The organism is Streptomyces blastmyceticus (assembly GCF_039521185.1).
GTDB classification, from domain to species: Bacteria; Actinomycetota; Actinomycetes; order Streptomycetales; family Streptomycetaceae; genus Streptomyces; species Streptomyces blastmyceticus.
The window spans coordinates 72,231-93,562 of sequence record NZ_BAAABW010000005.1 but is presented as its reverse complement, the minus strand read 5'-3'; the positions used below and the strand labels follow the sequence as shown (position 1 = coordinate 93,562).

Genomic DNA, 21,332 nt, shown 5'->3' with positions numbered 1-21,332 from the left:
GTGCCGCACACCGCATGAACGCATCCACCGGGACCGAGGCGCCCACCGCCCACCGGGACCGTCAGCCGGCGGGCCGGCCCAAGGTGTCCGCGGTGCCGGGCCAGGGCACGGGCCCCGACCCGCGCACGCCGACCGCTCCCGACCCGCTGGAGCACCCCGACCCCGGGGCCGCCGCGGACGCAGCCGCCGTGGAGAACCTGCTGCGCTGCTGGGTCCGCGAGAACGACATCGCCCGCCCGGACGGCGGCGCGCTGCGGCTGCCCCTCACCGCGAGCGGCACCGCCCTGCACGTCCCCCTGCGCCACTGGTCCGCCACCGGCTGGCACCGCTTCGGCCCGCCCGCGCTGGTGGACGGCCCGGCCGACGCCCCGCCCGTCGACGCCGTCACCCTGGCCGCCCTCCTCGGCCGGGAAGCCGAGCACCGGACCGCCCCCGCCGACCGCCCACCCGCCGGGGGCGTCGCCGAACTCGTCGGCCGGGTCGCGGACTCGGCACGCCGTACGGCGGAGTTCCTCGCGGACCGGCGCGCCCGGCCCGCCGACCCGGACGGGGACGACCTCTTCCTCTACGCGGAACAGTCCCTGCTGCTCGGACACCCCCTCCACCCCGCGCCCAAGAGCCGCGAGGGCCTCTCCGAAGCCGAGTCCCGCCTCTACTCACCCGAGACGCGCGGCTCCTTCCCGCTGCACTGGCTGGCCGTCCACCGCTCCCTACTGGCGTCCGAATCGGCCTGGACCGAGCGGGGCAGGTCCGTCGACGCCGGCACGCTCGCCGCCCGGCTCGCCGGCCCGGGGCTGCGCCTGCCACCGGACACCGTGGCCCTGCCGGCGCACCCCTGGCAGGCGCACGACCTGCGCAGCCGCCCGGCAGCCGCCGCCCTCCTCCAAGCCGGGCTGCTCCACGACCTCGGCGCGCACGGCGAGCCGTGGTACCCCACCTCGTCCGTGCGCACCCTGCACCGCCCCGGCGCGCCCGCGATGCTGAAGCTCTCCCTGGGGCTGCGCATCACCAACTCGCGGCGGGAGAACCTCCGCAAGGAGCTGCGGCGCGGCGTCGAGGTGCACCGGCTGCTGCGCAGCGGACTCGCCGAGCGGTGGCGCGCGGCGTGCGCGGGCGGCCTCGGCTTCGACATCGTCCGCGACCCCGCCTGGCTCGCCGTCGACTCCCCGGACGGCACGCCGCTGACCGGACTCGACGCCGTCGTCCGGCACAACCCCTTCGGCCCCGGGGACGACGCCGCGTGCCTCGCCGGGCTCCTCTCGCCGCGCCCCTGGCCGGGCACCGCGGGCCACCCGGGGCAGCCCGGCATGTCCTCCCGCGTCGCCGACCTCGTGGCCCGGCTCGCGCTCCGCACCGGACGGCCCGCGGGGGCCGTCTCCACGGAGTGGTTCCTGCGCTACCTGGAAGCGGTCGTACGGCCCGTGCTGTGGCTCGACGGCGAGGCGGGCATCGCGCTGGAGGCCCACCAGCAGAACACCCTGGTCCTCCTGGACCGCGACGGCTGGCCCGCCGGTGGCCGCTTCCGCGACAACCAGGGCTACTACTTCCGCGAGTCCCACCGCGACGCGCTCGACAGCGGGCTCCCCGGGATCGGCGCGGAGAGCGACACCTTCGTCCCCGACGCGGTGGCCGACGAACGGTTCGCGTACTACCTCGGCATCAACAACGTCCTCGGTCTGATCGGCGCGTTCGGCGCGCAGCGGCTGGCGGACGAGAGGGTCCTGCTGGCCGCCTTCCGGCGCTTCCTCAAGGACGCGGCCTCCGGACCGGGCACCGGCGCCTCGTCCCTGCCCGGCCACCTCCTCGCGTCGCCCACGCTCCGCTGCAAGGCCAACCTGCTGACCCGACTGCACGGCCTCGACGAGCTCGTCGGCCCGGTCGACACCCAGTCCGTCTACGTCACCATCGCCAACCCCCTTGTCACGTCGGCCGGATGACCGGCGAGAGCCCGGACGGGACGCATCCGGTTGAGGGCGGCGGACGTTCCGCGAGGCCGGGGGCCGGCGGAGAGGAGAGCGCCGCCGCGCCGCCCACCGACCCGAGCGCCAGTTCCAGCACCGACGACACCCTCGACCTGAAGCTGTCCGATGAGCTCGTCGAGCTCATCGCCCACGACCAGCCGGAGCCGCACGCGGAGGGCGCCGCCGCGTACCGGCGCGGCGCGGCCGACCTCCTCGACTCCCTCGCGGACTGGGGGCCGGTCGACACCGCCATGGGCACCTTCCAGCTCGTACCCGTCCGCGTCGAACGCGACCTGCGGACCGTCACCCGCTGGATGAACGACCCGGCCGTCGCGGCCTTCTGGGAGCTCGACGGGCCCGAGACCGTCGCCGAGGCCCACCTCCGCGCCCAGCTCGACGGCGACGGCCGCAGCGTCCCCTGCCTGGGAGTGCTCGCCGGTGTCCCGATGAGCTACTGGGAGGTGTACCGCGCCGACCTCGACCCCATCGCCCGCCACTACCCGGCACGGCCGCACGACACCGGACTCCACCTCCTCATCGGCAAGGTCGCCTGCCGCGGCCGTGGCATCGGCACCCACCTGCTGCGCACCGTCGCCGACCTCGTCCTGGACCGCCGCCCCGCCTGCGGCCGGGTCGTCGCCGAACCCGATCTCCGCAATGTGCCGTCCGTCTCGGCGTTCCTCAGCGCGGGCTTCCGGCTGTCCGCCGAGATCGCCCTGCCGGACAGGCGCGCGGCCCTGATGATCCGCGACCGCGCCCTGCGCCGCGTCCTCTGACCGCCCGCTGCTCCGACCGACCGCACGGGCCAACTCGACGGCCGGCCGCGCCCGTACGGGCCGGGGTACGTAAGGGCGGCATCCCGCGTATCACGGACGCTGTCCGACCGTGTCCCGCCGGACCCGATCCGCTGCACATTTCCATGATCGGGCAAGAGTTGTCAGTGCCTCCCCTTAGGCTGGACGCGCTATGACTGCCTCCTCCTCGCCCTCCCTCGCCGATCTCCTGCACGCCGCCGTCACCGCCGTCGGCGGCACCGAGCGGCCCGGTCAGGTCACCATGGCCGAAGCCGTCGCCGAAGCGGTCGACGACAATTCCCACCTGCTGGTGCAGGCCGGCACCGGCACCGGAAAGTCCCTCGGCTATCTGGTCCCGGCCCTGGCCCACGGCGAGCGCGTCGTCGTGGCGACCGCCACGCTCGCGCTCCAGCGCCAGCTCGTGGAGCGCGACCTGCCCCGCACGGTCGATGCCCTCCAGCCGCTGCTGCGCCGCCGCCCGCAGTTCGCCATGCTCAAGGGCCGGTCGAACTACCTGTGCCTGCACCGGCTGCACGAGGGCGCGCCGCAGGAGGAGGAGCAGGCCCTGTTCGACGCGGCCGAGCCGGTGGCCCCGACGGCGGCCGCCCCGAGCAGCAAGCTCGGCAAGGACCTGCTGCGCCTGCGCGACTGGTCCGACGAGACCGAGACGGGCGACCGCGACGACCTCACGCCCGGCGTCTCCGACCGCGCGTGGTCCCAGGTCTCGGTGACCTCCCGCGAGTGCCTGTCGGCGTCCAAGTGCGCGTACGGCGCCGAGTGCTTCGCCGAGGCCGCCCGGGAGCGGGCCAAGCTCGCCGATGTCGTGGTCACCAACCACGCCCTGCTGGCCATCGACGCGATCGAGGGCGCCCCGGTGCTGCCCGGCCACGAGGTGCTGATCGTCGACGAGGCCCACGAGCTGGTCTCGCGGGTCACCGGCGTGGCCACCGGCGAGCTCTCGCCGGGCCAGGTCAACCGCGCCGTGCGCCGGGCCGCCAAGCTCGTGGACGAAAAGGCCGCGGACGCGCTCCAGACCGCCTCCGAGACCTTCGAGCGCCTGATGGAGCTCGCGCTTCCGGGCCGCCTGGAGGTTCTCCCGGAGGATCTGCAGTACGCGCTGACGGCCCTGCGCGACGCGTCCCGCACGGTGATCTCGGCCATCGGCAACACCCGTGACAAGTCTGTCCAGGACGAGGACGCCGTCCGCAAGCAGGCGCTGGCCGCGGTGGAGAGCATCCACACGGTGGCGGAGCGGATCGTCGAGGGCTCCGAGTACGACGTCGTCTGGTTCGCCCGCCACGACCGCTTCGGGGCCTCCTTGCGCGTCGCTCCGCTGTCGGTCTCCGGCCTGCTGCGGGAGAAGCTCTTCACCGAGCGTTCGGTGATCCTCACCTCGGCCACGCTCAAGCTCGGCGGGGACTTCAACGGGGTCGGCGCCTCCCTGGGGCTGGCCCCCGAAGGCACCGGGGGAGAGGACAGCCCGCAGTGGAAGGGCGTCGACGTGGGCTCGCCCTTCGACTACCCCAAGCAGGGGATCCTCTACGTGGCGCAGCACCTCTCCCAGCCAGGCCGGGAGGGCAGCCGCACGGACATGCTCGACGAGCTCGCGGAGCTGGTGGAGGCGGCCGGCGGCCGTACGCTCGGGCTGTTCTCCTCGATGCGGGCCGCGCAGGCGGCGGCGGAGGCACTGCGGGGCCGGCTCGACACGCCGATCCTGCTGCAGGGCGAGGACACGCTGGGCGAGCTCATCAAGGCCTTCGCGGACGACGCGCGGACGTGCCTGTTCGGCACGCTCTCCCTGTGGCAGGGGGTCGACGTGCCCGGGCCGAGCTGTCAGCTCGTCGTGATGGACCGGGTGCCCTTCCCGCGCCCCGACGACCCGCTGATGAGCGCCCGGCAGAAGGCCGTGGAGGAGGCCGGGGGCAATGGCTTCATGGCGGTCGCGGCCACGCACGCGGCGCTGCTGATGGCACAGGGCGCGGGCCGTCTCGTACGGGCCTCGGGCGACCGGGGGGTCGTCGCGGTGCTCGACCCGAGGCTGGCCAAGGCCCGCTACGGAAGCTTCCTGCGCGCCTCGATGCCGGACTTCTGGTACACGACGGACCGCAACCAGGTCCGCCGCTCCCTGGCGGCGATCGACGCGGCCGCCAAGGCGGAGGACCGGTAGGGCGCGGTGCCCCCGGACCGGGTCCGGGGGCGAGCGCAAAGGCGAGCCCCGGAACCGGCGCAGTGGTTCCGGGGCTCGGTCGTGCGACGCCTTCAGACCCGGCGGAGCACCGCCACCACCTTGCCCAGGATGGTGGCCTCGTCGCCGGGAATGGGCTGGTAGGCGGCGTTGTGCGGGAGCAGCCACACATGGCCGTCCTCACGCTTGAAGCGCTTGACCGTCGCCTCGCCGTCGAGCATCGCGGCCACGATATCGCCGTTCTCCGCGACCGGCTGGCGACGCACCGTGACCCAGTCGCCGTCACAGATGGCGGCCTCGACCATGGAGTCGCCGACCACCTTGAGGACGAACAGCTCGCCGTCGCCCACCAATTGGCGCGGCAGCGGAAAGACGTCCTCGACGGACTCCTCGGCGAGGATGGGGCCGCCGGCGGCGATCCGGCCGACCAGGGGCACATAGGAGGCCGCGGGCTTGCCGGTGGTGTCGGTGGGCTGCGAGCTGGGCTGGTCGGAGCCGCGCACCTCATAGGCGCGCGGGCGGTGGGGATCCCTGCGGAGGAAGCCCTTGCGCTCCAGGGCCATGAGCTGGTGGGCCACGGAGGAGGTGCTCGAGAGTCCCACCGCCTGGCCGATCTCGCGCATGGAGGGCGGATAGCCCCGGCGCTGGACGGAGTCCCGGATGACCTCGATCACCCGCCGCTGCCGGTCGGTGAGGCCCGAGCTGTCCGCCCGGATCCCTGGAGGTCGTCCGGGAAGGGCGCGAGCGGGCTTCTGCCCCTCGGCGTTCATGGCTGCGTCATTCATCGGGTGTGCCTGGTCGAGTCGGTTCTGGGAGCGGTCCTGGGCGGTGATGGTGGCGCTGTCTGCGGTGGTGGTCACGTCGGCCCCTCTCGAGATGTTCTCCCTAGCTGGACAACGGTAGTTGCTTTCGAAAGGTTGCGCCAAACACACGTTCGAGTGAAATATCGAAGATTCCCTGACGTGATCAGGCGAGAGGGTGTACGGCTGAAGATCAATTCGACCTATTACGGTACCCTTCGGTGCGAAGTCCTACGGACTTCACAGACCCTGCCGGGTCGGGCGCCGACCGCTCGGAATCCTCCGGAGGGGCGGCGGTCCGCAGCCGCCGGGCGCGCCCGGCGCGCCGAGGTCGCGGTGCCGGTGTCCAGTCTGTCATCCGCGGACGCCCAAAGGCCCCACGGGGCCGCGGTTCGGGCTGCTCGCGTAGGCTCGGACCCTGCTCGGACGGCGCGACACGCCTCCGGCGAGGTTCGCCACCCGGCACCAGATCTAGTGGTTTGATTGCGGTGGCTCCCCACAAGTTGTGGTCGAAGGCTGTTGCTGGTCATTCCGGCCCACGGTCATCGCCTATGCTGGGGGCTGCTTCGCGAGGCCCCCGTAAGGGGGTCGGCCGAAGCCGAAGATCGTGCACAGTCCTATGAGGGTGAGGAGGGTGGAGAGCCATGCACTGCCCCTTCTGCAGGCACCCCGACAGCCGTGTGGTCGACAGTCGGACCACCGATGACGGATGCTCGATCCGCAGGCGCCGCCAGTGCCCCGACTGCTCCCGCCGGTTCACGACCGTCGAGACCGCGTCGCTGATGGTGATCAAGCGCAGCGGGGTCACCGAGCCCTTCAGTCGCAACAAGGTCATCTCCGGGGTGCGCAAGGCGTGCCAGGGCCGGCCGGTCACCGAGGACGCCCTGGCGCAGCTCGGTCAGCGTGTCGAGGAGGCGGTGCGGGCCACGGGCAGCGCCGAGCTCTCCACGCATGACGTCGGGCTCGCCATACTCGGCCCCCTCCGGGATCTCGACCTCGTCGCGTATCTGCGGTTCGCGTCCGTGTACCAGGCGTTCGACTCGCTGGAGGACTTCGAGGCCGCCGTCGCGGAGCTCCGCGAGCAGCGGCCCGTCGTGGCCGTCGGCGAGTGCGGCGGGGCCCCCGGGGTCCCCGCGCCCGCCACCGCCGCCGAATAGCGGCGACAACCAGAGACCTGCCCGGCGCGCTCCGCGCGCCCGGGTGAACGAAAGACATCCGCGCCACGGAAGAATTGGGCGCATTAGGGCGTTTTGCCCGTAGAGGGAGGCGGCATGACAGAGACGACGAGCGGCCCGGCACGAGGTTCCCGCTCCAAGGGGAACAAGGGCGGCAAGGGTCTGCGCATCGAACGCATCCACACGACTCCCGGCGTGCACCCGTACGACGAGGTGGTCTGGGAGCGTCGTGACGTCGTCATGACCAACTGGCGCGACGGCTCGATCAACTTCGAGCAGCGTGGCGTCGAGTTCCCCGACTTCTGGTCGGTCAACGCGGTCAACATTGTCACGAGCAAGTACTTCCGTGGTGCGGTCGGTTCGCCCGAGCGCGAGTCGAGCCTGCGGCAGCTCATCGACCGGGTGGTGAAGACCTACCGCAAGGCGGGCGAGGAGCACGGCTACTTCGCCTCCCCGGCGGACGCCGAGATCTTCGAGCACGAGCTCAGCTACGCCCTGCTGCACCAGGTCTTCAGCTTCAACTCGCCGGTGTGGTTCAACGTCGGCACCGCCCAGCCCCAGCAGGTCTCCGCCTGCTTCATCCTGTCCGTCGACGACTCCATGGAGTCGATCCTCGACTGGTACAAGGAAGAGGGCATGATCTTCAAGGGCGGCTCGGGCGCCGGCCTGAACCTCTCCCGCATCCGCTCCTCCAAGGAGCTGCTCTCCTCCGGCGGCAACGCCTCCGGCCCGGTCTCCTTCATGCGCGGCGCCGACGCCTCCGCAGGAACGATCAAGTCCGGTGGCGCCACCCGCCGCGCGGCCAAGATGGTCGTCCTCGACGTCGACCACCCGGACGTCGAGGCCTTCATCGAGACCAAGGTGAAGGAGGAGGAGAAGGTCCGCGCCCTGCGCGACGCCGGCTTCGACATGGACCTGGGCGGCGACGACATCACGTCCGTCCAGTACCAGAACGCCAACAACTCCGTCCGCGTCAACGACGAGTTCATGAAGGCCGTCGAGACCGGTTCGAAGTTCGGGCTGCGCGGCCGGATGACCGGTGAGGTCATCGAGGAGATCGACGCCAAGGGCCTCTTCCGCAAGATGGCCGAGGCGGCCTGGGCCTGCGCCGACCCGGGCATTCAGTACGACGACACGATCAACCACTGGCACACCTCGCCGGAGACGGGCCGGATCACCGCGTCCAACCCGTGCAGCGAGTACATGCACCTGGACAACTCCTCGTGCAACCTCGCCTCGCTGAACCTGATGAAGTTCCTGCGCGACGACGACAAGGGTCACCAGTCGTTCGACGCCGAGCGCTTCGCCAAGGTCGTCGAGCTGGTCATCACGGCGATGGACATCTCCATCTGCTTCGCCGACTTCCCGACCGAGAAGATCGGCGAGACGACCCGCGCCTTCCGTCAGCTCGGCATCGGCTACGCCAACCTCGGCGCGCTGCTGATGGCGACCGGCCACGCGTACGACAGCGACGGCGGCCGCGCGCTCGCCGGTGCCATCACCTCGCTGATGACCGGCACCTCCTACAAGCGCTCCGCCGAGCTGGCCGCGGTCGTCGGTCCGTACGACGGCTACGCCCGCAACGCCGACGCCCACAAGCGCGTCATGAAGCAGCACTCCGACGCCAACGCCGTCGCCCCGCGCGCCGACGACCTGGACACCCCGGTCTGGGCCGCGGCGACCGAGGCCTGGCAGGACGTCGTCCGCCTGGGCGAGAAGAACGGCTTCCGCAACGCCCAGGCCTCCGTGCTGGCCCCCACCGGCACCATCGGCCTGATGATGGACTGCGACACCACGGGCGTCGAGCCGGACCTGGCCCTGGTCAAGTTCAAGAAGCTCGTCGGCGGCGGCTCGATGCAGATCGTGAACAACACGGTCCCCAAGGCCCTCAAGCGCCTGGGCTACCAGCCCGAGCAGGTCGAGGCGATCGTCGCCCACATCGCCGAGCACGGCAATGTCATCGATGCCCCGGGCCTGAAGGCCGAGCACTACGAGGTCTTCGACTGCGCCATGGGCGAGCGCGCGATCTCCGCCATGGGCCACGTGCGCATGATGGCCGCCGCGCAGCCGTTCCTCTCCGGTGCCATCTCCAAGACGGTGAACCTGCCGGAGTCGGCCACCGTCGAGGAGGTCGAGGAGGTCTACTTCGAGGGCTGGAAGCTCGGCCTGAAGGCGCTCGCGATCTACCGCGACAACTGCAAGGTCGGCCAGCCGCTCTCCGCCAAGAAGAAGGAAGAGGCCAAGGCTCCCGAGGCCGCTCCCGTCGCGGAGAAGGTCGTCGAGTACCGCCCGGTCCGCAAGCGTCTGCCCAAGGGCCGTCCGGGCATCACCACCTCCTTCACGGTCGGTGGCGCCGAGGGCTACATGACCGCCAACTCCTACCCGGACGACGGTCTCGGCGAGGTCTTCCTCAAGATGTCCAAGCAGGGCTCGACCCTCGCGGGCATGATGGACGCCTTCTCCATCGCCGTCTCCGTCGGCCTGCAGTACGGCGTGCCGCTGGAGACGTACGTCTCGAAGTTCACCAACATGCGCTTCGAGCCGGCCGGCATGACCGACGACCCGGACGTCCGGATGGCGCAGTCGATCGTCGACTACATCTTCCGCCGCCTGGCGCTGGACTTCCTGCCGTTCGAGACCCGCTCGGCCCTGGGCATCCACTCCGCCGAGGAGCGCCAGCGTCACCTGGACACCGGTTCGTACGAGCCGACCGACGACGAGGTCGACGTCGAGGGCCTCGCCCAGTCGGCTCCGCGCCAGGTCGCGGCCCCCAAGGCGGAGGCCCCGGCCCAGCCCGCGGCGGCCGTGCCGGCTCCGAAGCAGGCCCACAACTCCACCGAACTGGTGGAGATGCAGCTCGGTCTGAACGCCGACGCCCCGCTCTGCTTCTCCTGCGGCACGAAGATGCGCCGCGCGGGCAGCTGCTACCTCTGTGAGGGCTGCGGCTCCACCAGCGGTTGCAGCTGACGGCGAGCGCCGCATAGCGCGCACCGGGTGCGCCGTATGACGTGACCAGGCGGAAAGGCCCCCTCCGGGGGTGCTTTTCCGCCTGGCCGTTTTTCGTTCCCTGGTGGGTGCCCGGAGTCAGCAACTGCCCATCAGCGCCGCGAACTCCGCCGGGTCGGCGTCGAATCCGCGGACGGCCTTGCGGAATTTCCACGCCCCCGAGCCGTCCCGGAAGAATTCCCCGACGGTCGCGGCCGTGGACGCCGCGACGGCCGCGAGATCCTCGGAAGCCAGCACGGACCGGCCTTCGCTGATGCGGACTCCCGTGTTCGCCACCTCGCCGAACGTCTTCCGCCCGGCGTTCTGCTGGATGGCCACACCCACCACCACCCGGCCGTAGTCGTCCGACAGCCGGTCGAGTTCCAGTGTCATCGCCTCGTCCGTGCCCAGGCCCTGACCGGTCCGGCTGTCCCTGTTGAGCGTGATGGTGCCGTCGGGGGCCCGGCTGTCGAAGTGGACGAGGTACGCGGGCCTGCCGTGCGGCGCGTCCACGGGATACGTCGCCGCGATGAGGTCGAGGTCGGTGGCGGGGGTTCCGGACGGGCTCGGGTCCCATTTGAGCGTCACTTCGACTTTTTCTATCCCCTTGTTGAGACTGCTCACCAGGCTCCCCTTCCTCGGTTTCGCGTCCGCAACTTCCAAGGATTTCACGCCGGTTGCCGCTGGTGCCACCCTCGGCGGCGTACCCGATGCGATGACTTTCCGGTGAGCGGGTCAGTTGACCCGCTCACGCGGTGCCACGGAGAGAAATGGGTCCTGTGCGCGGTCCCCCGAGGCGGACGCGTCGGCGGGGACGTCGTTGATGCTCGCCTCGCGCCGGCACATCAGGCCGTCGGCGTCGAACTCCCATTGCTCGTTGCCGAAACTGACCCACTGCCTGCCGTCGGCATCGCGCCAGTCGTACCGGAAACGTACGGAGATGCGGTTTCCGCTCCAGGACCACAGATCCTTGCGCAGGCGGTAGTCCAGTTCCTTCTCCCACTTGAGGCGCAGGAATTCCCGGATTTCCGCGCGGCCGGTGAGGAACCGGTCCCGGTTCCGCCAGACGCAGTCCTCGGTGTAGGCGAGGGCGACCCGGTCCGGGTCGCAGGAGTTCCAGGCGTCCTCGGCGGCCTGGACCTTGGCTCGGGCGGTCTCCTCGTCGAACGGCGGAAGCGGCGGTCGCTGAGTCATGGAATTGCCTTTCCCGACAAGGGAGAACGGTCGTTCTCCCGCTGTCGCGTAGCCTAGAGAACGAACGTTCTCTTCGCTAGTCGGGAGTGGCATGGACACCACCGAGGTCGAACGGCGGGTGCTCGACGCCGCCGAGGCGCTCTTCTACGAGCACGGGGTGCAGGCCGTCGGCATGGACCGGATCCGCGCCGCGTCCGGCGTCTCGCTCAAGCGCCTCTATCAGGGCTTCCCCTCCAAGGACACCCTGGTGGAGGCCTGTCTGCGGCGCCGCGACCGGCGCTGGCGCGACGCACTGGCCGATCATGTGGAACTCCGGCCCGCCGACCGGGACCGGCCGCTCGCGGTGTTCGACTGGCTGTATGAATGGTTCACCGAACCGGACTTCAGGGGCTGCGCGTTCATCAACGCGTTCGGTGAACTGGGTACGGGCTCACCGGCCGTGGCCGACGCCGTGCGCGACCACAAGGCCGAGGTGCACGGCTATCTCCTGGGCCTCGTCCGCACCGCCGGGGTGAGGGATCCGGAGCGCCTGGCCGGCCAACTGGCCGTGCTCGTCGACGGGGCGATCACCACGGCGGCGATCACCGGCGAGCCTGACGCGGCCTGCCGGGCGCGCGATGCCGCCGCGGTGCTGCTCGCACCGGCTGAGTGATCATGGAGAGTGGCACGGCCCGGAAGTGTGAAGAGGAGTGGTGACCCATGTCCCTGTGGAGCGGTGACGAGCTCGATCTGGACGCCTACCTGGCACGTATCGGGCTGACGGGGGAGGTGCGGCCGGATCTCGCCACGCTCCGGGCGGTCCACCGTGCGCACGTGGCCGCCTTCCCCTTCGAGAACCTGGAGATCCTGCTGGGCCGGCCGATCCTGCTCGGCATGGGGGCGTTGCAGGACAAGATGGTGGCCGCGTGCCGGGGCGGCTACTGCTACGAACAGAACCTGCTGTTCGCCGCGGTCCTGGAGCGCATCGGATTCTCCTTCACCGGCCTCGGGGCGAGGGTCCGCATGGGCAGTGACAAGCTGCGTCCCGTCACGCACATGGCCCTGAAGGTCGAGGCCGACGGCGGTCGGTGGCTGTGCGATGTCGGGTTCGGCGGGGAAGGCCTGCTGGAGCCACTGCCCTTCCAGGACGGAGCGCAGGCGCGCCAAGGCGACTGGACGTTCGGGATCGCGCGTGAACCGCAGGACGTACACGTGCTGCGCTCGCTCCATCCGGAGGGCTGGTTCGACCTGTACGCCTTCGGCCCGGAGCCGCGTTTCCCGGTCGACTACGCCGTGATGAACCACTACATCTCCACCCATCCGCATTCGCCCTTCGTCTCCCGCGTGGTCGTGCAGCGGACGGAGCCGGGCGTACGCCGGAGTCTGGTGGGACCGTCGTTCTCGACGGCGCGCCCCGATGGTGCCACCGAGCAACAGGACGTGAAGCCCGAGGACTTGGCGGAACTGCTGAAGCGCGAGTTCCGTATCGAGCTCAGTGAGGCGGATGCCGACGCGCTCGCGCGGGTGTACTCATCCGGTACGTGATTACGCGCCGCTGTCGGCACCGTACGATGGCGCGGTGCTGGTCAAGTGGATTCGCTGCACCGTGGTGGACCGCCGCGGTTTCGAGCGGGGGCAGCGAAAATGGGCGGGGTTGCTCGGCGAACCGGGATTCCGGGGGCAGGGCGGGGGCTGGAGCAGGGGCCGCCCCCATGTGGCGCACCTCTTCGGCTTCTGGGAGAGCAGGGCGTTCTACGACTCGTTCATGGCCCGCTCCCACGACAGGCTGGCGGCCGCGCAGGCCGGCACGTTCAAGAACATCCAGGTGCGGCTGTTCGAGCACCGGTGTGACGTAAAGGTGGGATTCCGGCCGCAGTTCGCGGACGCGGACGTGGTGCGGATCGCCCACTGCCGCGTCCGCGAGGACCGGGTCGAGCACTTCACGCTGATGCAGGAGAAGGTGTGGAACCCGGCCATGGCCGGGTCGCCAGGAATGCTGCGCGGCGTGTTCGGCGAGGCGCCGGGCCAGGAGTTCCTGGTGCTGTCCATGTGGGACTCCGGCGCCGAGTACGGGAAATACCGCGTGGACCGGCTGGAGCGGCTCGCACTGCGGGCGCAGACCGAGGCGGATGTCGCGGCGATCGGAGGCGACATCGTCGCGATAGAGCCGTCCTGGACGGTGTGACCGGCGCTCCCGCGACTGCCGGGCCGTGGGGCCCGGCAGCGTCACGCGGGCCGGGCGCAGAGCCCGGGCCGACAAGGCCCTGCATGCACTAGGGCTCGCCCGCATGGCGGTGGCCGGGCGTACGAGCAGTGGTCGGCCCGGGGGCAGGCCTCGGGCTCCAGCCGGGTGCGCACTGCCCAGGAGCGGGGCGCTCACCGAATAGCCGGGGGTTGCCGACCAGCCGCTTCGTCGGGCGCCGCCGCGAGATGCGGGCCGGGCGCCCGCTGACCGAGGGGTGACGTGCGGCAGGGGGCCCGTACTCGATCTAGGGTGGCGGCATGCCACGGCCCCGACGCATCGTTCTCATCCGACACGGCGAGTCGGTGGGCAACGTCGACGACACCGTCTATGAACGGGAGCCCGACCACGCCCTCAGCCTGACCGAAAGGGGGCGCGAGCAGGCCCGGGGAGCGGGCACCCACCTGCGTGAACTCTTCGGGGGCGAGCAGGTGTCCGCCTACGTATCCCCCTACCGCCGCACGCACCAGACCTTCCACGCCCTGGGGCTCGACCCGGCCCGGGTCCGGGTCCGCGAGGAGCCGCGCCTGCGCGAGCAGGACTGGGGAAACTGGCAGGATCCCGCCGACGTGCGCCGCCAGAAGGCCTATCGGGACGCCTACGGCCACTTTTTCTACCGCTTCGCCCAGGGCGAGTCGGGAGCCGACGTCTACGACCGCGTCGGGGCCTTCCTGGAGAGCCTGTGGCGCAGCTTCGAGGACCCCGGCCACCCGCCGAACGTCCTGCTGGTCACCCACGGGCTGACCATGAGACTGTTCTGCATGCGGTGGCTGCACTGGACCGTCGCCGAGTTCGAATGCCTGTCGAACCCGGGCAACGGGGAGACCCGGGCCCTGGTCCTCGGCACCGACGGCCGCTACCACCTGGACCGGCCGTTCGAGCGCTGGTGCACCCCCGAACCGTACGGCTTCACCGGTTAGAGTTCGCTGCGATGACCGCTGACCGATTCCACCGAGCCCTGGGGAGCCTGCGCGGGCTGGCCCTGGGTGACGCCCTCGGGTCCCAGTTCTTCGTCCCCGCCAACTACCCGTCCCTCAAGCGCCGCGAACTGCCGCCCGCCCCCTGGCAGTGGACCGACGACACCGAAATGGCCTGTTCGGTGCTGGGCGTCCTCGCCGAGCACGGCCGTATCGACCAGGACGCCCTCGCGCGCTCCTTCGCCGAGCACCACGACTTCGACCGCGGCTACGGCCCGGCGGTCAACCGCATGCTGCGCCTGGTCAGGGAAGGAAGCGACTGGCGGGAGCTGGCCGCCGCCCTGTTCAACGGCCAGGGCTCCTGGGGCAACGGCGCGGCCATGCGCGTCGCCCCGCTCGGCGCCTGGTACGCGGACGACCCGGAGCAGGCGACGCACCAGGCCGAGATCTCCGCGTACGTCACCCATCAGCACCGCGAGGCCGTGGCAGGGACCATGGCCGTGGCCGCTGCCGCGGCGATCGCCGCCGCGCCCACCGGCCCCGTCGCCGCCGAGGCGCTCCTGGACGGAGTGATCGCGCTCGTACCGCGCAGCGCCGTCCAGGCCGGGCTGAGGCGCGCCCGCGACATGCTCGACTACGGCGACGCGCACACCGTCGCCGCGGTCCTCGGCTGCGGACGCCGTACCAGCGCCCATGACACCGTGCCCTTCGCGCTGTGGGCCGCCGCCCGCAACCTCGCGTCCTACGAGACCGCCTTCTGGACGACCGCGCAGGTGGGCGGCGACGTGGACACCACCTGCGCCATCGTCGGGGGAGTGGTCGCGGCGGCCGAGCGGGGCGCACCGCCCGCGGGCTGGCTGGAGGCCGCCGAAGCGCTTCCCGCGTGGCTGCCTGCTGCTGTGGGCTGACCGGACAGAAGGTAGAGACGAAAAGAGGAGGGGGCGGGGCTACTCGGGCCGGGGCCGGGGGCGTACGCTTGCTGGCGCTATGCCGTACGAACCGCCTACCCACACCGTCGAGCGCTCCTTGCGCGCCACGACCGGAGCCAAGGTCGTCGCCGGAGTCGACGAGGTCGGCCGGGGAGCCTGGGCCGGACCCGTCACCGTGTGCGCTGCCGTCACCGGTCTGCGCCGGCCCCCCGAGGGCCTCACCGACTCCAAACTGCTCACCCCCAAGCGGCGCACCGCGCTCGCGGGCGAGCTGGAGAGCTGGGTCACCGCCCACGCGCTCGGGCACTCCTCCCCACAGGAGATCGACGAGCTGGGCATGACGGCCGCGCTGCGACTGGCCGCCACCCGCGCCCTGGACGCCCTGCCCGTGCGGCCCGACGCCGTGATCCTCGACGGCAAGCACGACTACCTCGGCGATCCCTGGAAGGTCCGCACGGTCATCAAGGGCGACCAGTCCTGCGTGGTCGTCGCCGCCGCATCCGTGATCGCCAAGGTGCGGCGCGACGCCATGATGGCCGAACTGGGCGCCGAGTGCGCCGACTTCGGCTTCGGCGACAACGCCGGATACCCCTCGCCGGTGCACCGCGCCGCCCTGGAGGCGCTGGGCCCCACCCCGTACCACCGGCTGTCCTGGTCCTATCTCGACGCGCTGCCCAGGTGGCAGCACCTCAAGCGGGTGCGCAGCACCCCTGAGGCACTTGCTCTGGAGGCCGGTGGCCAACTCGGTTTCGACTTCTGAGCGGCTCCGGCCGCCACCCGCCGACGCGTCCCGCACCGGCGTTTGATAAACATCAACTCATGCCTCTCATCCCCGAGGAGCCTCAGATTCACGAGAGTGTCCCGGGTCCCCGCGCAGTTCCGGCCCCCGGCCGCGGCGCGCCGACCCCCCGTCCTGTCCCTGGCCCCGGCCCCCGTCCGGTCCCGGTGCGGCCCGGCAGCCCCGGCTCCCACCGCGGCCCGGCCCCGGTACCGTCCCCGCGTGCCGCGGTGACGGACGCCAAGGCCCCTGCCGCACCCGCCCCGGCCCCGGCGGCCGGTCCGCAGGTCCAGCTGATCCCGGCCTCCGCGCAGGGTGCGCTGGACGCCGCGGACGAAGCCGTCGACCTGCTGCTCGACTCCGGCCGTGAGCCCGGCGAGATCCTGGTGCTCACCACCGGCGACCCGCACCCCTGGGCGGTGCACGAGCTGACCTTCGGCGAGTCGTCGTACTGGGCGCAGCACGACGCCCGTGACGACGTGTTCTACGCGAGCGTCGAGGCGACCCGCACCGGACGCCGCCCGATCGTGGTCGTCGCGGTCAACGGCGGCGCGGAATCCATGGTGAACGGCGCCCTGCCCGCCGCCCTGGACCGCGCCGGTGCGCTGCTGATCGTCTGCGGTGATCCCCAGCGGGTCAACTCCCTCCTTCCGGTGGGCGTCTGAGGCACGGGCCCAGCGGTCACCCGGGCCCTGGAGGCGACGGTGACCGCGGGGTTCGTGCCCGAACCGCCGCCCTGCGGCGGCCGGTCAGCCGGCCGCTGTGCGGTGGTGCGTCCTCCGCATCTCGGAGGCTGCGCTTCCGGATGTCGGCGGCGCGGCCCGGTACACGGGTGACCGCGGACGCCGTCCGCTGCGCCCTTCGCCGAGTATCTGCCAGCCGCTCGTGGTCAGCGTGATGTACGCCCCGCAGCGCAGGCCGTGCAGCGTGCATGCGTCGCGCAGGCCCCACATCCACGCACCGTCCTCCTCCGTCCAATGGGCCCCGCCCTCCCGGCAGTAGAGAAGCACGGCAGTGCGGACCGGGGTACGGCGCCGGAGGTCGTGCGGGATCACCTGGCGCAACTGCGCGAGAAGCGCGTTGCGGAGCTCCCAGCCGTCGGCCGAGGCGGGCCGTCGGGTGAAGGACGCGCTCGCGGCGAGCCGTTCATCGGGATCGAGGACGGCGACGACCGCCGTCGACGGTGCGGGCAGGTGACGCACATGCAGACCGGTGATCAGTTCGCGTGGGTTGCGCAGCAACGGGATTCCCGCCGCGGCCCACTCGGCGGGCTCCAGCGAGCGGCCCAGCCGGGGACCGGAGTCGGCGGGGGGCGGGGCTAAGCCGAAGGCCATGATCCTCCCTTCGTCTGCGTGCCCATGGGTGGGCGCGGGCGGGCGTCGGGCAAGGGCGCGCACCGCCACGGCGGTCCGTCGGGACGCTTGGACGTGCGGGGGCGGGAGCACGTCCGATTCTCCCGGTCGCACCGGTACGCGGCAACGATCAATTGGCGCCACTGCCCCCGCCGGGTGCTGCGCGCCCCTATCCCTGCCCAGCCGCCCTGCCCGTCACGCGCGCCTATCCCTGTACCGCCAGAACCAGCGGGAGCACCTCCTTCGCCCCGGCCCGGCGCAGCAGCCGCGCGGCCACGGCCAGCGTCCAGCCCGTGTCCGAAAGATCGTCGACAAGCAGCACGGGTCCGCCCGCCGAGGCCAGGGCCGTCGCGAGACCCGGCGGGACGCTCAACGCCCCTTCCAGCGCCCGCAGTCGCTGGGCGCTGTTGGAGCGCGGCAGCCGGGTGTCCGCTTCCGTGTCGCGGTATTCCACCGTGCCCAGCAACGGCATCCGGCCGATGGCGGCGATGCGCTCGCCCAGCGACTGAATGAGCTTGGGCCGGGTGCGGGAGGCGAGCGTGACGACACCCACCGGCCGGGCGGTCGCGTCGGGCGCGCCAGGGGCCCAACCACCCGGCCCCCGGGCCCAGTCGGCCAGCACGGTCACCACGGCGTCCGCCACATCATCCGGAACGGGGCCGTCCGGCGCGTTCGGGGCGAGGAGCGGCCGCAGCCGGTTGCCCCAGCCGATGTCGGACAGCCTGCCGAGGGCCCGGCCGGTCGCGGCCTGCTCCCCCGCGGGGATGCGGCCCTTGAGATCGACGCCCACCGCGGGCATGCCCGTCGGCCACATCCGCCGGGGCTCGAGCTCGACGCCCGGACGCCCCAGTTCGCCCCGCGACGCGTCCAGAGCCGTGGCGGAGACCGCGGCGGTGAACCGGGGGCCCGCGCAGTTGTCGCAGCGTCCGCAAGGGGCGGCGGCCTCGTCGTCGAGCTGTCGGCGCAGGAATTCCATCCGGCATCCCGCGGTGGTGGCGTAGTCCCGCATCGCCTGCTGCTCCGCCTCGCGCTGTCGCGCGACCCAGGCGTAGCGCTCGGCGTCGTAGGCCCACGGCCGGCCGGTCGCCGTCCAGCCGCCGCGCACCCGGTGCACCGCGCCGTCCACGTCGAGCACCTTGAGCATGGTCTCCAGGCGGGAGCGCCGCAGGTCCACCTGCGGCTCCAGGGCGGGCAGCGACACGGGGCGGTCGGACGCGGCCAGCACATCGAGGGTGCGGCGCACCTGGTCCTCGGAGGGGAAGGCGAGGGACGCGAAGTACTTCCAGATCGCCTCGTCCTCGCGGCCCGGGAGCAACAGCACTTCCGCGTGCTCCACTCCGCGCCCGGCGCGGCCCACCTGCTGGTAGTAGGCGATCGGGGACGACGGCGACCCCAGGTGGACCACGAACCCCAGATCCGGCTTGTCGAAGCCCATGCCGAGCGCGGAGGTGGCGACCAGCGCCTTGACGCGGTTGGCGAGCAGATCCTCCTCCGCCTGCTGGCGGTCGGCGTTCTCGGTCTTGCCGGTGTAGGAGGCGACGACGTGGCCGCGGTGGCGCAGGAACGCCGTGACCTCCTCGGCGGCGGCGACGGTGAGGGTGTAGATGATGCCGGAGCCCGGGAGCTCGCTGAGGTGGTCGGCGAGCCAGGCCAGCCGGTGCGCGGCGTCGGGCAGTTGCAGGACGCCCAGGCTCAGGCTCTCCCGCTCCAGCGGCCCGCGCAGGACGAGCGCCTCCTCCGAGGTCTCGCCCGTGCCCAGCTGCTCGGCGACGTCGGCGGTGACACGCGCGTTGGCGGTGGCGGTCGTGGCCAGCACGGGCACGTCGGGCGGCAGATCGGCCAGCATGGTGCGCAACCTGCGGTAATCGGGCCGGAAGTCGTGGCCCCAGTCGGAGATGCAGTGGGCCTCGTCGACGACCAGGAGGCCGGTGGCGGCGGCGAGCTTCGGCAGCACGTTGTCCCGGAAGTCGGGATTGTTGAGGCGCTCCGGCGACACGAGCAGCACGTCCACCGTGCCCGCCGCGACCTCCTCCTGGACGGTGTCCCACTCCTCGGTATTGGCGGAGTTGATCGTGCGCGCGTGGATGCCGGCCCGCGCGGCGGCCTCCACCTGGTTGCGCATCAGCGCGAGGAGCGGCGAGACGATCACCGTGGGGCCGCTGCCGCGCTCGCGCAGCAGGGCGGTCGCGACGAAATACACGGCCGACTTGCCCCAGCCGGTCCGCTGGACGACCAGCGCGCGGCGATGGTGGGCGACCAGTGCTTCGATCGCGCGCCACTGATCCTCGCGCAGTCTCGCGGCGCCCGTGGTGTCTCCGACGAGACGGGCCAGGACGGTGTCGGCCGAGGTGCGGAGGTCTTCGTTGGTCATGCCCCCATGCAACACGAGGGCACTGACATCGCGCGACCGCGACCGCGATCCTGTGGAAAACCTGGGCGACACCGGGATCGCGGAACGCCCGGCAGCCGCCGTCCACAGGATTCGTAGGACAATATGCGGGAGTTATCCACAGGGCTGGTGGGCTGTGGCGGATCCACGGGACTCTCGGGCCATGACCAAGCACAGTGACTCAGCCCACCCGTTCTCCTCGTCCGCCTCCGCCCCCTCGGGCCCTCGCGCGGAGCAGGAGGTCACCCTCCGCAGCCCTGCCGAACTCGCCGACGCGCTGCCGTACTTGCTGGGCTTCGTCCCGGACGACAGCGTCGTCATGGTCGCGCTCCACGGCGAGCGCGGCCGCTTCGGGGGCCGGCTCAGGCTCGGCATTCCCCACACCCGCGAGGAATGGCCCGACATCTGCGACCAGCTCGCCGAGACCCTCGTCACCGGAAGCAACAAGCGCGGAGCCCGCCCCGACGGCGTCGTCCTCTTCCTCTGCCAGGACCCGGCCGCGGGCGAGACCGCGCGGGAGGTGATGGAGCGGCTGCGCCCGCTCGCCCGGTCCCTGCGCGACGCGTGCGGCCGGTTCACCATGCCCGTGCACGAAGCGCTGTGCATCTCCGACGGCCGCTTCTGGTCGTACTGCTGCCCCGACCCGCGCTGCTGCCCCGCGGACGGCACGCCCCTCGCGGTCCCCGGCACCTCGGTGATGGCCGCGGCCGCCACCTACGCGGGCATGGAGATGCGCGGCTCCCTCAGCCAGATGGAAGCGCGGTACGCACCGCTCACCGGAGCCCGCGCGGAGGAGCAGGCGGAAGCGCTCGACGCCGCGGCGATGGCCCTGGTGCCCCGCATCCTCCGCGGCGCCGACTGCGAGACCGTGCGCCGGGAGACGCTGGACCTGGCCCGGTCGGCCATGAGCAGGTTCCAGGAGAGCGCGCCGCTCGCCGGGCGACCGGAATCCGACGCGCGCGACGACACCCTCCTCACTGCTCAGGAAGCGGCGGCGATCGTCATCGGGCTGCAGGACCGCGTCACGCGGGACCGCGCCGCGGAATGGATGGAGGGCCCCGGCGCCCCCGCCGCACTACGGCTGTGGCGCGCCCTCGCCCGCCGCTGCGTTCCCCCTTACGAGGAACACGCCGCCGCCCCCGTCACTCTCGCCGGCTGGGTCGCCTGGTCGGTCGGCGACAAGCTCGAAGCCCGCGTCGCCCTGGGGCGGGCTCTCCGCCTCGACCCCGAATACCTCTTCGCCCAGCTCCTCCACCGGGCCTGCAACGAGGGCCTCGACCCCGAGCCCCTGCGCCGTTGCCTGCGCGCGGAACAAGCCGATCGCGCACTGCGCCAGGCCGTCGGAGAGGAGGAGGCCCGGGGCAGGGCCGCGGCCGAGGCCAGGGCGGACGTTCCACCCGGCTCGGAAGCGGCGCGGCGCCGGTCCAGGGCGGGAAGGCCCACGGGAAACACCCGGCCCGGCGGACCGAACGGCCCCGCCGGAAGGGCGCGCACCCGGCGGACAGGGGGACAGCAGGGCGCCCACAGCCGGCAGGACCGCCCCCAGTGACCCCCGCGACAAAGCGGGCGCGGGGCCCGCACCGTGACTTCGGCGGGCCCGGCGCCGTTCATCCGGGTGGCTGCAAACGCCGTCCGTCGTCCCGGTCCATGAC

At 72.1% G+C, this 21,332-nt stretch carries 18 protein-coding genes; 13 read left to right on the top strand and 5 right to left on the bottom strand.

The annotated features are described in order from the left end of the window. Nucleotides 1-14 precede the first annotated feature (14 nt). The 3 genes from ABD269_RS05680 to ABD269_RS05670 all read left to right on the top strand — a co-directional run bounded on the left by ABD269_RS05680 (nucleotide 15) and on the right by ABD269_RS05670 (nucleotide 4,922). Complete coding sequence (locus ABD269_RS05680) at nucleotides 15-1,937, top strand: IucA/IucC family protein (protein ID WP_344116663.1); 1,923 nt, start codon at nucleotides 15-17, stop codon at nucleotides 1,935-1,937. Beyond that, on the top strand, nucleotides 1,934-2,737 hold the full coding sequence (locus ABD269_RS05675; protein ID WP_344116661.1) for a GNAT family N-acetyltransferase: 804 nt from the start codon (nucleotides 1,934-1,936) through the stop codon (nucleotides 2,735-2,737). The genes ABD269_RS05680 and ABD269_RS05675 overlap by 4 nt, the downstream gene beginning before the upstream one ends. 190 nt (nucleotides 2,738-2,927) lie before the next feature. Beyond that, the gene (locus tag ABD269_RS05670; protein WP_301891883.1) at nucleotides 2,928-4,922 is read left to right on the top strand and encodes an ATP-dependent DNA helicase; all 1,995 of its coding nucleotides are present in this window, start codon (nucleotides 2,928-2,930) and stop codon (nucleotides 4,920-4,922) included. Nucleotides 4,923-5,014: 92 nt separating this feature from the next. Here the strand turns inward: ABD269_RS05670 and lexA are convergent, their stop codons facing one another. Further along, on the bottom strand, nucleotides 5,015-5,800 hold the full coding sequence (gene lexA / locus ABD269_RS05665; RefSeq protein WP_116214248.1) for a transcriptional repressor LexA: 786 nt from the start codon (nucleotides 5,798-5,800) through the stop codon (nucleotides 5,015-5,017). A 584-nt stretch (nucleotides 5,801-6,384) separates the two neighbouring features. Between lexA and nrdR the strand changes: the two genes are divergently transcribed. Both nrdR and ABD269_RS05655 read left to right on the top strand, forming a co-directional pair. After that, complete coding sequence (gene nrdR, locus ABD269_RS05660; protein WP_301891882.1) at nucleotides 6,385-6,897, top strand: transcriptional regulator NrdR; 513 nt, start codon at nucleotides 6,385-6,387, stop codon at nucleotides 6,895-6,897. Nucleotides 6,898-7,011: 114 nt separating this feature from the next. Beyond that, complete coding sequence (locus ABD269_RS05655; RefSeq protein WP_301891881.1) at nucleotides 7,012-9,882, top strand: vitamin B12-dependent ribonucleotide reductase; 2,871 nt, start codon at nucleotides 7,012-7,014, stop codon at nucleotides 9,880-9,882. Nucleotides 9,883-9,999: 117 nt separating this feature from the next. On the opposite strand, the gene ABD269_RS05650 is transcribed toward ABD269_RS05655, so the two are convergent. Further along, on the bottom strand, nucleotides 10,000-10,524 hold the full coding sequence (locus ABD269_RS05650) for a TerD family protein (RefSeq protein ID WP_344116657.1): 525 nt from the start codon (nucleotides 10,522-10,524) through the stop codon (nucleotides 10,000-10,002). 111 nt (nucleotides 10,525-10,635) lie between these two features. Next, complete coding sequence (locus ABD269_RS05645; protein ID WP_344116655.1) at nucleotides 10,636-11,094, bottom strand: nuclear transport factor 2 family protein; 459 nt, start codon at nucleotides 11,092-11,094, stop codon at nucleotides 10,636-10,638. A gap of 91 nt (nucleotides 11,095-11,185) precedes the next feature. On the opposite strand from ABD269_RS05645, the gene ABD269_RS05640 reads away from it, so the two are divergent. The 7 genes from ABD269_RS05640 (at nucleotide 11,186) to ABD269_RS05610 (ending at nucleotide 16,604) form a co-directional block, all read left to right on the top strand. Then, nucleotides 11,186-11,746 (top strand): TetR/AcrR family transcriptional regulator, encoded by a 561-nt coding sequence (locus ABD269_RS05640; protein WP_344116653.1) that lies wholly within the window; start codon nucleotides 11,186-11,188, stop codon nucleotides 11,744-11,746. A 47-nt stretch (nucleotides 11,747-11,793) separates the two neighbouring features. After that, the gene (locus ABD269_RS05635) at nucleotides 11,794-12,618 is read left to right on the top strand and encodes an arylamine N-acetyltransferase family protein (RefSeq protein ID WP_344116650.1); all 825 of its coding nucleotides are present in this window, start codon (nucleotides 11,794-11,796) and stop codon (nucleotides 12,616-12,618) included. Nucleotides 12,619-12,652: 34 nt separating this feature from the next. Further along, entirely contained in the window at nucleotides 12,653-13,258 is a 606-nt protein-coding gene (locus tag ABD269_RS05630) for a YdbC family protein (RefSeq protein WP_301891876.1), read from the top strand. A gap of 317 nt (nucleotides 13,259-13,575) precedes the next feature. Then, entirely contained in the window at nucleotides 13,576-14,235 is a 660-nt protein-coding gene (locus ABD269_RS05625; protein WP_344116648.1) for a histidine phosphatase family protein, read from the top strand. Between the two features lie 11 nt (nucleotides 14,236-14,246). Then, nucleotides 14,247-15,140: an ADP-ribosylglycohydrolase family protein gene (locus ABD269_RS05620; RefSeq protein ID WP_301891874.1), complete on the top strand. Its 894-nt coding sequence runs from the start codon at nucleotides 14,247-14,249 to the stop codon at nucleotides 15,138-15,140. 79 nt (nucleotides 15,141-15,219) lie between these two features. Next, entirely contained in the window at nucleotides 15,220-15,921 is a 702-nt protein-coding gene (locus ABD269_RS05615; protein WP_344116645.1) for a ribonuclease HII, read from the top strand. Nucleotides 15,922-15,980: 59 nt separating this feature from the next. Then, the gene (locus tag ABD269_RS05610; protein ID WP_344116643.1) at nucleotides 15,981-16,604 is read left to right on the top strand and encodes a hypothetical protein; all 624 of its coding nucleotides are present in this window, start codon (nucleotides 15,981-15,983) and stop codon (nucleotides 16,602-16,604) included. Nucleotides 16,605-16,688: 84 nt separating this feature from the next. Here the strand turns inward: ABD269_RS05610 and ABD269_RS05605 are convergent, their stop codons facing one another. Together ABD269_RS05605 and ABD269_RS05600 are read right to left on the bottom strand one after the other, a co-directional pair. Continuing rightward, entirely contained in the window at nucleotides 16,689-17,273 is a 585-nt protein-coding gene (locus tag ABD269_RS05605; protein ID WP_344116641.1) for a hypothetical protein, read from the bottom strand. 223 nt (nucleotides 17,274-17,496) lie between these two features. Beyond that, nucleotides 17,497-19,662, bottom strand: a complete 2,166-nt coding sequence (locus ABD269_RS05600) for a RecQ family ATP-dependent DNA helicase (RefSeq protein ID WP_344116639.1) — start codon at nucleotides 19,660-19,662, stop codon at nucleotides 17,497-17,499. 181 nt (nucleotides 19,663-19,843) lie between these two features. On the opposite strand from ABD269_RS05600, the gene ABD269_RS05595 reads away from it, so the two are divergent. Then, a complete protein-coding gene (locus ABD269_RS05595) occupies nucleotides 19,844-21,229 on the top strand; it encodes a DUF4192 domain-containing protein (protein ID WP_301891869.1) in 1,386 nt (461 codons plus the stop codon). Nucleotides 21,230-21,332 lie beyond the last annotated feature (103 nt).